The sequence below is a fragment of the Komagataeibacter sp. FNDCR2 genome, from assembly GCF_021295395.1.
Taxonomy (GTDB): Bacteria; Pseudomonadota; Alphaproteobacteria; order Acetobacterales; family Acetobacteraceae; genus Komagataeibacter.
Genome location: NZ_JAIWOU010000001.1, coordinates 834,339 through 846,476, shown reverse-complemented (window position 1 = coordinate 846,476; position 12,138 = coordinate 834,339). Strand labels below are relative to the sequence as shown.

Below are 12,138 nucleotides of genomic sequence, written 5' to 3'. Positions count from 1 at the left end.
TGCCTGCCGCTCCCTCATCGCCCTTGATTTTGGACCGGCGTGGTACGGGGTGCCCGCCGCCTCAGGGCACCGACCGGACGGAGGACGCCCCCATGGCCCGTGCGAAGCACGCGGTCAGCATGCTGTGCGGGTCCGGGTTGATCCCGACGAATATGATGTCCTTGCGCACATAAAGCAGCTTGTGCCGTGGTCCCATGGTCACGCGCGGCAGCACCACGGGCTGGTCCCGCGCCACCTGCGCGCGCGTGCTGGCCACCCAGTCATGGCTTATGCGGGCCAGGCGGGTCAGGTCGGGAATGACAATAGCCAGATGCATGGCGGTCAGCCCCACGCAGGAAACGCCCAGCACCGCCCGGAAGGCCGGGTTCAGCGGGCACATGAACAGCAGGCAGGTCAGATAGCAGGCAAGCAGCACGCTGGCCGGATAGGAAACCCGCGCCGCCATTGCCGCGCGGGGGAACATGAGCAGGAATGTCATGTAAACCAGGGCCAGGGCCGCGAACACCCAGCCATGGCCCGCCCGCAGGCGGCGCGGTAGGGAAAGCTGCCGCCTGCCCATGAACAGGCCCGTTCCGATCACCAGCACGAAGGGAATCCAGAACGGGTCGAACAGGCTGCCCATATTGCCCAGCAGGCCATCCAGCCGGTCGGGCAGGGGGCTGGGGGGCAGGGTGCGCATGCGTACATAATTGCCCGGCGCCAGCCCCAGTACCAGCGTGCCCGCGCCATGGCTGCACAGCAGCGCCCATGGAACCGGGCGGGCGTGCTTCCATGCTAGTACGCAGTTTCCCAGCAGTACCAGCGTGAGCAGCGCGGAAAGCGGCTCAAGAAACGTGGCGATCAGGAAAACAGCGGTATATTGCGCCGCATTCATACGCGTGCGCTGTGCGAGGATGCGCGCCAGTATCCACATCTCCCCCGCCATGGGCCACAGATAGCCAATGGCGCCGGTTTTCCATAGTGCGACCTCGCCAATCGTGCGCGGCAGCCACCACAGCATGAGAAACACCAGCAGGCACTGCGCCAGCCCATCGCCTGCCCTGGGGGCCGGGGCGCCGCCCACGGCGTCGCGGCACATATGCACCACCACATGCACCATGAAGACGAAGACCGCCGTGTTCACCACAGCGAAGGCGATCAGGGAGCCGTAATGATGCAGGTCGAGAAACAGGAAGGTGATGAGCGTGGTGAACCACCGCCCGGTCCAGAAATTATAATTGCCCCATACGATGCGCACGATGGTGCCGATATGGGGCGGCATGGTCCGGCAGTAATCATCCGCCCAGAGCGGGGTGATCAGGTTGGCCCACAGCAGGAAAACCGAACACAGCGCCAGGCCCGGCCATTCTCCCGGCATGAAGCGGGGGATGATACGCGCGGGTGGTTTCATGGAATGCACAAGCCCCTTCCGGTCCGGTTCACGCCATACCATGCCCGCGCCCCTACGGAAAATAATGCGTCCCCATCCGTCCGGTGGCGGGGTTGTGTCATGGATGGGAGGTTGTAGCATCGTCTATGGCATAAGCCTGACCGGACGGACCGGCCCGACATGGCGCCGCAGACCAGGGGATTAGAGTAACGTGTTACAGCCTGCGACTTCATCCGCCTCCCTTAAGGATGCCCCCGCCAGCGCGACCGCCCCGGCCGGCCGGAACGCCCAGGTGGTCCGTGCGGCCCTGACCACAGCCGCCGCCGGCCTGCTGGTCGGGCTGGATACGGGCCTGATCGCCGAGGCCCTGGGCTTTATCGGCCGTGATTTCCATGCCTCGCCACGCATGCAGGAATGGATCGTGTCGGTGCTGATGATCGGCGCGCTGCTCGGTTCGCTGGGGGCGGGGGTGTTCTCGCGCCGTTTCGGGCGCAAGCTGACACTGGGCACCGCGACGTTGCTGATCGCGGTGGGGGCGCTGCTATGCGCCACCGCCGGGTTGATCGAACAGATCCTGCTGGGGCGGTTCCTGATCGGCATGGCCATTGGCATCTGCACCTTCACCGCCCCGCTTTACATTTCCGAACTGACCACGGGCATGATGCGGGGCACCATGGTGTCCACCTTCTCCATGCTCCAGTCCGCCGGGATCCTGCTTGGTTATCTGGCAGGGGGAATTTTTTCGGGTGGCGGGCACTGGCGGCTTATGGTGGGGTTGCCGGTCATTCCGGCGGCGCTGCTATGCGTGGGGTGCCTGTTCCTGCCCGCCAGCCCGTCATGGCTGGCGGCGCGCGGCCGGTTTGAGGAGGCGCGCCGGGTGCTGCGCAGCCTGCGTGGCGATGAGGCGGTGGCGGACAGGGAACTGGACAATATCCGTCACGAACTGGGGGAGGGGCATCCTGTCGGCGGGTTTGCCCTGCTGCGGCGTAAGCCGTATTTCCGCCGCTCCGTCGCGCTGGGTATCGGGCTGCAGGTCATGCAGCAGCTTACCGGCATCAATGTGGTCCTGTATTACGCGCCAAAGATCCTGGAGGGGGCGCATTTCGGCACCTCCGCCGCCGCGTGGGCGACCGTGCTGGTGGGGGTTATCAATGCCGTGATCGGTGTTGTCGCCGTTTACATGGTCTCACGCTGGGGGCGCAGGCCGCTGCTGGCGGCAAGCTGCATCATCATGGCGGCGGCGCTGGCCGTGGCGGCGGTGATCGAGGGCATGCACCTTCAGGGGCTGGGGGCTACATCTTCCCTTATGGTGGCGCTGCTGGTGTTCGTGGCGGGGTTCGGCATTGGCGCGGGCCCGCTGGTATGGACGCTGTGTTCGGAAATACAGCCGATCGAGGGCCGTGATTTTGGCGTTGCCTGCTCCACGCTGGCCAACTGGGGCATGGACTGGGGGGTGAGCAACACATTCCTCAGTATCGTGGCGGTGGCTGGCGCGGGCTGGACATTCGCGGGGTTCAGCGCGCTCAATATCCTGTTCATGCTGTTTACCGTGCTGCTGGTGCCCGAGACGCGTAATGTCCCGCTCGAAGTGATCGAACAGCATCTTGAGGCCGGACGCCCGCTGCGTGAAATCGGCCGCTGACTGACTCAGCCCCGGCCGGACAGGCCGGGGCCGCAATGCAGCAGCATGCTGCCTACGGCCGCCATGTGCGTGCCCGCGCCCAGCACCACCATGACGTGCCATAATGCGTTGGAAAAGGGCATGTTCTCACGCATGTAGAACACCACCCCGATGCAGTAGAAGACCAGCCCCAGCACCAGCAGGAAAAAGGCCGGGGAAGGCAGCATCCAGACCCGTGGATCGGGGCAGAGGAAGAACACCCACGCCACGCACAGATAGGGCACCACATGGAACCGGCGCGACCATGTGAAAAAGCACATCTTGGCCGTGACCCCGATCAGCGCCATGGCCCAGAGCAGGCCGCAGAACCACAGGCTGGCCACGCCGTGTCCCCCCAGCAGGATGAACGGGGTATAGGTGGCGGCAATGGCGATGAAGATGACGGACTGGTCGATCCGCTGCAACCCGCCCTTGAGCCGGGAAGGCGGGCAGAAATTATAGGCGGCCGAGGACAGGCATGTCGCCAGGATACCGCCGCAGTACAGCGCCGTTACCCCCGCTTCCAGCGCGGAATGCGACCGCATGGCCGTATGGAGCAGCCAGAGCATTCCGTACCCCAGCCCCACAACCCCCACCACATGCACCAGCAGGTCGGTCGCCCGTTCGGGCACGGAGTAGATGGGGAAACGTGTGCGGATAGTCATGCCGACCGGAATACCCCTTATTTTTCCTTCGGTCCGGTCCTGTATCATGAATAAGTCTGTTTCCTTATATGTAAAAAAGCCCCGTTTCCCCGGCCCCTGTCCATGCGGCCCGCAGTCCGTTATGACATCGGGACCGCAAACGCTGCGTCGCGAATGGAAACGGGGGGAACATGCGGGGGGTCTGGCCGTGTATATGGGTTCTGGCTGCGGTGGCAGGGGGGCATTTCCTGCTGGGCGTGAGCCTTGCGCCATGGCATGTCATCGGCCTGGGGCTGGCCGGAATTGCCGGGTTCCTGGCCGCATGGGGCGTGTTTCTGGGCGGCGTCATGCTGCTGGCCTTTATTGGCGGCCTGCTGGAACGCACGGGTAGCAAGATGCGGTGGTAAGACCGCGCCCATGGCCCCGGCCGGGTAATGGGCGCGTGTCTTTCCACCCGGAACGGGGGTTGCCCCCTGTCCCACGGCCCTTGGGGATCAGCGGGCCGTGCGTTCGCCCTTTACATGGGCGCACAGGGCCTGGATTTCGGCGGCGGTGACACCTTCGGGGTTGTGCTGGGCCTTTTTGGCAATCTCATGCTCGCGCTCGGATGCATGGCCATGTTCGCCAGCCACGTGCACGGCCAGCGCAATGACTTCTTCCTTTTGCAGGAGCTTGGGCTCTTTCAGCCCCTTGTCGGCCAGCCTGTGCAGGTGTTCGCGGGCGGCGGCGGTGGGTTTGTCGGTCATGGTGGGGCAATCCTGTCCTTGGTGGAACGCAAAATGCGCGCCATCGTGTTATAACGTATAGGAGCGCACGAAAACCGATAGGGATGCACGGCGCCAGGGCATATTTCACATATCTGCTCCGGTCCCATCCCGTATTACGGACAGGTTTACGGAAAAAAAGACATGCACGACCCCACCCAGTCCAGTCCCGATAGCGCCCAGGTCCGGCTTGCCCCCACCATGGCGCTGACAGCCGCGCAATCACGGCTGAAGGACGAGGTGCTGGCATTCTGCCGTGCCCATCGGGCCGACGGGCATGCCCTGTTCATTATCGAAGGTGATGCGGGCACCGGCAAAAGCCTGCTGCTCAATACGCTGTTCACCGCCATCCAGCACGCCGCGCGCGGGGACGATCCGCATGATCCCCTGCATGGCAGCCAGAACCGGGTGCTGGTGAACCACCCTGAAATGATCAAGCTGTATCGCAACATTGCCCAGGACCAGCCCGGCCTGCGCAAGAAGGATTTTGAACGCCCGACAACCTTCATCAACCAGATGGCTGGCACGGGCCGGCGCGCCGATATCGTGCTGGTGGATGAGGCGCACCTGCTGCTGACCCGCAGCGACCCCTATAACCGCTTCCGGCAGGACAACCAGCTGGCGGAAATCATCCGCCATGCCCATGTGGTCGTGATCGTGTTCGATGCCCGGCAGGTACTCAAATTCAAAAGCCTGTGGGATGACGCGACACTGGCCCGGCTGGTCGCGGGGTATCCGGTCGTGACCCGCAGGCTGGACCAGCAGTTCCGCATGCACGCCCATGCGGATGTCATGGCGTGGATACGCGCCCTGCGCGATGGATGCCTGCGCCCGCTACCCGCGCCGCAGTCCTTCGATTTCCGCATTTATGATGATGCGCGGACTATGTACGACGCCATAAGGCAGCGTGATGCGCAATACGGCATGTGCCGGATGCTGGCGACCTATGACTATCCCTATACCCTGAACGGGCAGGACCACTTCATTACGGAGGGGCGCTTTCACCTGCGCTGGGATCGCGCCATGCCACAGGCGCGGCTGCCGTGGGCCGAGCGGGCGGATACGATTGATGAGGTGGGATCGGTTTACACCATTCAGGGGTTCGACCTGAATTATGCCGGTGTCATCCTGGGGCCATCCGTCACCTATGACCCCGCTACGGACCGTATCGTGATTGATCCCGCGCGGTATGAGGACCGGGCCGCCTTCACCGGGCGTGACGGTGTGGACAACCCGCCGGCGGTGATGGCGCGGATTATCCTCAATTCCATCAATGTTCTCATGACCCGTGGCGTCCGGGGGCTGTATATCTACGCCAGCGATGCCAGGCTGCGGGCCCGCCTGGCGGTATTGTGGAAGGCGCGGCAGGCAGCACGCCCGGTGCTGGCCGCCGCGTCATAGCGGCGTCTCAGCCCTGCTGGCCGATCCGCTTCAGATAGGGCAGGATTTCAGGCCCGGATTCAATGGCGTGGCCCAGAACGGTCTCGACCAGCGTGGCGAGGCGAGGGGCGTCGAGACCCGCCAGCGTCACGCTCAGGTCATGTTTTTCCTGATCGGAGAGTTCGGGTGCCTGGATGATGCGCCGCTCCACGGCGGCCTTCATGGCGTCGGTGGTGAAGGGCAGGTCGATAATCTGGTCTATGGTCATGGCCGTATTCCCGCTTGGATGGTGATAGGCCATCGTACGGGCTGCGGGTATCGGGGCAACCACCCTGCGCGCGATGCGGTTATGCATCGGGCATTACGGGTGGTCCGTGGGGGGCTAGTCCTGTTCCGCCTGTTCCATCGCGGCCATGCGATGCAGGCGCGCCGTTTGGGAAAAACCGCGCATTTCCTGCACGATACCCCGGCGCTCCAGCCGACGCAGGCCGGTGGCCTGGCCGATTTCCTGTTTAAGCTGGCCCAGTACCACGTTGGTGCGACCACGAAGCAGTATCTTGAAACGATCCATGTCACATTCCCTGAAAGGATGAGAAGGAACACGTCTTCCTGTGCATGTCAGACAGCAGCATAATGCATGGTGAAACGCAACAGTTAATACGCTCCCGGATCGTTATGGGGGCGGGCTGTCATGGCCGTGTGGTTTTCCGCGCTGGTGGGATGCATCAGGTTGGCCTGGGTGTGAATGGGGCGAATATTCCGCTTATATTCTTATGTTTATTTGTTATAAATGTTATAAACTCAGGCATATTTCAAATATAATAGATAAACAAATAGTATGCGCTTATATTTTATATTCATTTATGGTGGGATGTACTTGATTTCCATCATGGTTGTATGGGCCTGCGTGCAGGACGCTCCCGTGTATCGAAACGGCCCACGGGTCCGTTCTGATATAAGAGGACCGTATTCATCATGCCCAAAAACGTCGTAAATCCTGAATTCCTGCCGATTCTGGAAAAGATGCCTTCATTTGACGGACTGTCGGAGCGTTCCCTGCCCGAAGTGCGTGAAATCTTCCTGACGTCCGTGCGCCTGATCGAGGGGCGGCCGCTGCCCGACGTTGAAACGCAGGAGGAATATATACCCGGCCCCCCGGGCGCGCCGGATGTGCGGGTGATGATTTACCGGCCGCGCGAACGCCGCCCCAATGCCCCGGCCATGGTCTATATTCATGGGGGCGGCCTTGTTTCCGGCCATCCGGAAGTCGATGACCCCAAATGTCAGGTCCTGGCCCGCAGGATGGGCTTTGTCATTGTCTCGGTCGATTACCGCCTGGCGCCGGAGGTCAGGTATCCCGGTGCGATCGAGGATTGTTACGCCGTGCTGAAATGGGTGCATGAAAACGCACAGCCGCTGGGGATCAACCGGGAGAAGGTTGTGGTCGCGGGTGAAAGCGCGGGGGGCGGGCTGAGCGCCGCCCTGTCGCTGCTGGCGCGGGACCGTAAGGAATACCATCTTGCGTACCAGTTGCTGATCTACCCGATGCTGGATGACCGGACCGCGACGAAGGTCGATCCCGCGCCGGATTTCGGGGAATATGTCTGGACCCGTTCGGCCAACAAATTCGCATGGGAAGCCTATCTCGGTGCATCGGCGGGTGGTCCCGATACGCCTGCCTATGCCTCCGCCGCGCGGGCGAAGGATCTGTCGGGCCTGCCTCCCACCTTTATCGGGGTGGGGTCGATGGATCTGTTCCTGTGCGAGGACCTGGACTATGCCCGCCGCCTGATGGCGTCCGGCGTTCCCACCGAGGTTTCCGTCGTGCCGGGAGCCTATCATGTGTTCGACATGTTCGTGCCCGACGCTGAACTGTCACGCCGGTTCATGGATAATTACTGCGCGGGCCTGAAGCGGACATTGGGCCTGTAACGGACACGAAGCCGTAGCCGGAAGCGGTTTCCAGCCCGGCTACGGGACCTGAAGTGGCAAACCCCCGGTATATCCATGCCGGGGGTTTACTTTTTTATGCCATCGGATCTGCCGCGTATCTGGAATTCGGGGCGTTTTTGGTTTGTCCCTGTCGGGGAAAAGATAATTCTGTATTCGCTTTCATAAACGGAACGAAATCAGTCAGGCGGCGTTTGCGCTCTACTGGTCGTATACTGGCTTCCTGAAATACTCATCGTCCGTGGATTTCCACTATCATATCCAGATATGATTTTTCGACTGATATCCAACATTTTGATGTAATCAGGTGACCGCGATGCTGTCGAATGTGCCAAATGACGTATCCGGCGTGGTGCGTCCTGTTTTTCCGGTCCTGTCCGATACTGTATTGGCGCGTATCATCAGTGATATGAACCGGCGGGGATATGGTGTCGCCACCGAATGTATTGATCCCGAGGATCTGGCGCTTCTACGTGGTTTTATTGAACGTAAGGTCGCTGATTCCGGCGGGGAATACGTCGTTTTTTCCGGGCGTGACGATACACGGGGCACGTTCATGGAATCCCTGTCGAAAGCACCGGCATTTCAGGCGGTCTGCCGGAAGCTGTACGAGGCGGGGACAGGGCGTGTGGCTGCGGAATCGTCATTTTATCAGGTTTTACGCTGCCTGAGCGGTCGGAGCGGGGCGCAGCATGCTTTCCTGTTTCACTACGATTCCTTTGTGCTGACGGCCCTGATGCCCGTCATCATGCCCACGGAGGGCCAAAAGGGTGACCTGATCATGCTGCCCAGGATGCGAAGAATACGAAAAACGTATATCGGGAACCTGATGGACAAGCTCCTTCTCGACAATAAAATAACGCAGTTGGTTATGAAGAAACTTATATTGTCAGGAAAAATAAAACATACAAAAGTATCCATGGTGCCGGGGAATATATATTTCTTCTGGGGGTATCGGATTATTCACGCCAATGAACCATGCGATCGTGATAAAATCCGGGCCACCGCCCTGTTCCATTACGGCAACCCCCATGCCGGAAGCTGGTTGCGCCGGATCATGCGCCGGACTGCCCCGGCCTGACAGCGACTCACCGCACAGATGCGGGAGGGGGCCGATATGTTTTCATATCACGGCACGACGCGATGAGCAGCCCCACATGGAATGTGGCTTTTGCTTCCATCGGGGGAACGGAAGAACATACTTCAGAAGTTCCTGCATAAGTTTCCATACCCGCTTCGCAAATGGCGACGTTCGAAACCGGCAGGCGCGCAGCACCGCAACGAAGGGCGCCCGATACCGTTTGGAACACAGGATTGCCAGGCAGGGGAAAACGATGCGCCAAACCGAAGCGGCACAAGGACCGCAACGAGCCGTGAAGGCATCTGATTTATGTGGGAAAATCAATCCTAACGCTGATGGTAGCGGTGGACGGATTTGAACCGCCGACCAAGGGATTATGATTCCCCTGCTCTACCGCTGAGCTACACCGCCATCGCGTTAGGATGTGTGCGAGATACCCGTGCTCTGGCGGGAAGTCAACCCGTGTTTTGGGGATGTGGCGCAAAAGGTCCGGCAAAGGTGCCGGATTTGTCATTTCCTCCCGATAGGGGGTACTACTGGGGTCTCACCACACAATCCGCAAACAACCGGAAAAGGCTGCGCATCCTTTGTGAAAACTGAATTCCTTACCTTTTTGACTACCCTTCGGCATATGTTCGGCTGGTTACCCGGCCTGCTGTCCTCGGTCCTCATGCTCTGTGTGGCGGGGCTGGTGGCGGAAATGTGCAGCCGGTTCATCACCAAACTGATCCTTCGCATCCCGGGCAGCCGGCGCGGCGCCTTCGTGCGTTCGTTCACCCTGGCCATGCAGCGCCCGGCGCGCATCATGCTCGTGCTCGTGTTCGTGGGTACCGCCCTTCCGGTCTCGGGCCTGCCGGGCGACATCATGCAGGACGCGACCCATGCGGTGGTGGTGCTGTTCGTTCTTATGCTGGGTTATGCGGCGCTGGTCGCCACGCGCATCCTGTCCGACGCCTACCTCAACCGGATCAATGGCAAGGATGACAAGGACGATATCCTGCTGCGCACGCATATGACGCAGGTGCGCGTGCTGCGCCGCACGACGGACCTGCTGATCGGGTTGGTCACGGTGGGGGCCTCACTCATGACATTCGAACCCGTGCGGCAGTATGGGCTCAGTCTGTTCGCTTCCGCCGGTGCGGCGTCACTGGTTGTCGGTCTGGCGGCGCGTCCGCTGCTGACCAACCTGTTCGCGGGCGTGCAGATCGCGATGACGCAGCCGATCCGCATGGAAGACCTGATCATCATCAATGGTGACTGGGCCTGGGTGGAGGAAATCACCTCCACCTACGTCGTGCTGCGGGTGTGGGACTGGCGGCGGCATATCGTGCCCATTTCCTATTTTCTGGAAAATCCGTTCCAGAACTGGACGCATAATTCCGCCGCCCTGATCGGGGTGGTCTTCATTCATGTGGATTTTCAGGCCCCCATGGACCGGATCCGCGAACGGCTGCGCGAGATCGTGCATTCCGCGCCGTTATGGGACGGCAAGGAATTCGCCGTGCAGGTGGCCGACTGCAATGCCCATGTCATGACCATCCGCGTCATCGCAAGCGCACGCTCGGCCATGCAGAGCTGGGATCTGCGCTGCGAGATACGTGAACAGATCATCGCCTTCCTGCGCGATGAATGCCCCGAAGCCCTGCCGCGCGACCGGCTGACCCATGTCGGCTCCCTGTCCGGGCTGGATGTGATGGGGGATCCGGGCATGCTGTCGCCACCCGTCATGCGGCCACCGCCGGGGGCCTATACGGGGCCGCGAACAGGTGGGGGCGGGGGCGGCATGGCCGCCACCGATGGCGGGCAGGGCCATGGCTGACCCCTGATGGCCCGCCGGTGTCAGGTCAGGTAATTCAGGCCAGGTACAGGAACGCAAGGCTTCCGGCGCCGATGCAGTACCAGCCGAATGGCCGTAGCGCCCAGTCTTCATGGTCGTGGAAATAGCGCATGAGCAGGCCGGTGCACACCAGCGCCACAACGGCCGCCACCACAGCGGCGATGACCGCGACGTGCATCTGCCCCGGAAGTGGCGGGGCATGCCGCAGCTTGAGGGCTTCCAGCGCCGTGGCCGCCAGAATGACCGGCTGCGCCATGAGAAAGGCGAACCGTGCCGAATTTTCATGCGACAGGCCGTGCAGCAGGCCCCCGGCAATGCACGCGCCCGAACGTGACAGGCCGGGAAAGAAGGCCAGGCACTGGAACAGCCCGATCACCAGCGCCTCCCCGAAGCCCAGCGAGGCGAGGGGACGGTCGCTTTCATGCAGCAGCCTGTCGCGCATCTGGTCCACAACCAGCAGCATGACCCCGTTCAGCGCCAGAAAGACCGCGGCATAACGGGCCGTGCCGAACAGGTTGCGGATGGCGTGTTCGAATAGTCCGCCAACCAGCACCGCCGGAATGGTCGCCACGATCAGCAGCGCGAGGATACGGATGCTGTCCATCTGGCAGGTGGCGCCGTAGCGTCCCGTGGCGCCGGTGAACAGCGCCACCCAGTCACGCCAGAAAAAAATGAGCAGGGCCACGCATGTGCCCAGATGCAGCATGACCAGCAGGGGCAGGAACATTTCCCCATGCAGGTCCACGGACCAGTGCAGGATGGCGGGCACGATGGCCGCGTGGCCAAGGCTGCTTATGGGAAACTGTTCGGTGGCGCCCTGAATGATGGCGATGAGGATAGCCTGAAGGAGTGTCATTGTCCGCCTGTCCATGACGCAGTAGGATGAAAGGATATGGCACGGCATAGCGCCGGATCCACCCTGTTCCGCATTGTGGCGGATTTCGGGATGGTATGGAGCCGTATCGGGCAGGGAGCCAGTATGGCAAGGGAAAGAAGCGGCGCGATCATATCCAGCGGACTTGTCCTTCTGGTTGCGGGTGGGTTCTGTATTTACGCCCGCGCATCGCAAACCGGCGGCGGTCACGACCGCTATCCTGTCGTGGCGCGTTTCGTTTCGGCCAATGGGCTGAATGTCGGGGCGGATGTCGCCATGGATGGCGTGCCTGTGGGCCGGGTTACCTCCATTACGCTCGACCCCGTGACCTATATGGCCAATGTGGGCTTTACGCTCGACCGTACATTGTCGTTGCCTGAAGATACAAGTATTTCAATCGGTAGCCCGACGCTTACGGCCGATACCGCCCTGCTGGTGCAGCCGGGCAGGGCCACCGCCATGCTCGGCCCCGGCGCGGTTGTGACCAACACGCGCGAACCGCTCAGCCTTGAGCAGCAGATCAGTAACTATATCTTTGGCAATGGCGGCCTGCCCACGAACTGAGCTGTCCGTGGGGCG

General features: G+C 61.6%; 13 protein-coding genes and 1 tRNA gene. 7 read left to right on the top strand and 7 right to left on the bottom strand.

Going from position 1 to position 12,138, the window contains the following annotated elements; translation table 11 throughout:
- Positions 1 to 61 precede the first annotated feature (61 nt).
- Entirely contained in the window at positions 62 to 1,432 is a 1,371-nt protein-coding gene (locus LDL28_RS03870; protein WP_233057297.1) for a DUF6056 family protein, read from the bottom strand.
- 148 nt (positions 1,433 to 1,580) lie between these two features.
- Between LDL28_RS03870 and LDL28_RS03865 the strand changes: the two genes are divergently transcribed.
- Entirely contained in the window at positions 1,581 to 3,011 is a 1,431-nt protein-coding gene (locus LDL28_RS03865) for a sugar porter family MFS transporter (protein WP_233057296.1), read from the top strand.
- Positions 3,012 to 3,016: 5 nt separating this feature from the next.
- Here the strand turns inward: LDL28_RS03865 and LDL28_RS03860 are convergent, their stop codons facing one another.
- Positions 3,017 to 3,694 carry a PAQR family membrane homeostasis protein TrhA gene (locus tag LDL28_RS03860; RefSeq protein WP_233057295.1) on the bottom strand — a complete coding sequence of 226 codons (678 nt, stop codon included), beginning with the start codon at positions 3,692 to 3,694 and terminating at the stop codon, positions 3,017 to 3,019.
- A 170-nt stretch (positions 3,695 to 3,864) separates the two neighbouring features.
- On the opposite strand from LDL28_RS03860, the gene LDL28_RS03855 reads away from it, so the two are divergent.
- Positions 3,865 to 4,080: a hypothetical protein gene (locus tag LDL28_RS03855; protein ID WP_233057294.1), complete on the top strand. Its 216-nt coding sequence runs from the start codon at positions 3,865 to 3,867 to the stop codon at positions 4,078 to 4,080.
- Between the two features lie 87 nt (positions 4,081 to 4,167).
- Here LDL28_RS03855 and LDL28_RS03850 read toward each other — a convergent pair whose 3' ends face one another.
- The gene (locus LDL28_RS03850) at positions 4,168 to 4,419 is read right to left on the bottom strand and encodes a hypothetical protein (protein WP_233057293.1); all 252 of its coding nucleotides are present in this window, start codon (positions 4,417 to 4,419) and stop codon (positions 4,168 to 4,170) included.
- Between the two features lie 162 nt (positions 4,420 to 4,581).
- Here LDL28_RS03850 and LDL28_RS03845 point away from each other — a divergent pair, with 162 nt between their 5' ends.
- Positions 4,582 to 5,838, top strand: coding sequence for a DUF2075 domain-containing protein (locus LDL28_RS03845; RefSeq protein ID WP_233057292.1), 1,257 nt, complete (start codon positions 4,582 to 4,584; stop codon positions 5,836 to 5,838).
- A 7-nt stretch (positions 5,839 to 5,845) separates the two neighbouring features.
- Here LDL28_RS03845 and LDL28_RS03840 read toward each other — a convergent pair whose 3' ends face one another.
- Both LDL28_RS03840 and LDL28_RS03835 read right to left on the bottom strand, forming a co-directional pair.
- Complete coding sequence (locus LDL28_RS03840; protein ID WP_233057291.1) at positions 5,846 to 6,085, bottom strand: hypothetical protein; 240 nt, start codon at positions 6,083 to 6,085, stop codon at positions 5,846 to 5,848.
- Positions 6,086 to 6,199: 114 nt separating this feature from the next.
- On the bottom strand, positions 6,200 to 6,388 hold the full coding sequence (locus LDL28_RS03835; protein ID WP_233057290.1) for a CsbD family protein: 189 nt from the start codon (positions 6,386 to 6,388) through the stop codon (positions 6,200 to 6,202).
- A 404-nt stretch (positions 6,389 to 6,792) separates the two neighbouring features.
- On the opposite strand from LDL28_RS03835, the gene LDL28_RS03830 reads away from it, so the two are divergent.
- Both LDL28_RS03830 and LDL28_RS03825 read left to right on the top strand, forming a co-directional pair.
- Positions 6,793 to 7,749, top strand: a complete 957-nt coding sequence (locus LDL28_RS03830) for an alpha/beta hydrolase (protein ID WP_233057289.1) — start codon at positions 6,793 to 6,795, stop codon at positions 7,747 to 7,749.
- Between the two features lie 334 nt (positions 7,750 to 8,083).
- Complete coding sequence (locus LDL28_RS03825) at positions 8,084 to 8,848, top strand: hypothetical protein (protein ID WP_233057288.1); 765 nt, start codon at positions 8,084 to 8,086, stop codon at positions 8,846 to 8,848.
- Between the two features lie 336 nt (positions 8,849 to 9,184).
- Here the strand turns inward: LDL28_RS03825 and LDL28_RS03820 are convergent.
- Positions 9,185 to 9,259, bottom strand: a tRNA-Met gene (locus LDL28_RS03820).
- Positions 9,260 to 9,437: 178 nt separating this feature from the next.
- Here LDL28_RS03820 and LDL28_RS03815 point away from each other — a divergent pair.
- Positions 9,438 to 10,667 (top strand): mechanosensitive ion channel family protein, encoded by a 1,230-nt coding sequence (locus LDL28_RS03815; RefSeq protein ID WP_233057287.1) that lies wholly within the window; start codon positions 9,438 to 9,440, stop codon positions 10,665 to 10,667.
- 34 nt (positions 10,668 to 10,701) lie between these two features.
- On the opposite strand, the gene LDL28_RS03810 is transcribed toward LDL28_RS03815, so the two are convergent.
- On the bottom strand, positions 10,702 to 11,541 hold the full coding sequence (locus tag LDL28_RS03810) for an undecaprenyl-diphosphate phosphatase (protein WP_233057286.1): 840 nt from the start codon (positions 11,539 to 11,541) through the stop codon (positions 10,702 to 10,704).
- A 123-nt stretch (positions 11,542 to 11,664) separates the two neighbouring features.
- Between LDL28_RS03810 and LDL28_RS03805 the strand changes: the two genes are divergently transcribed.
- Positions 11,665 to 12,123: an MlaD family protein gene (locus LDL28_RS03805; protein ID WP_025812534.1), complete on the top strand. Its 459-nt coding sequence runs from the start codon at positions 11,665 to 11,667 to the stop codon at positions 12,121 to 12,123.
- The last annotated feature ends 15 nt before the right edge of the window (positions 12,124 to 12,138 follow it).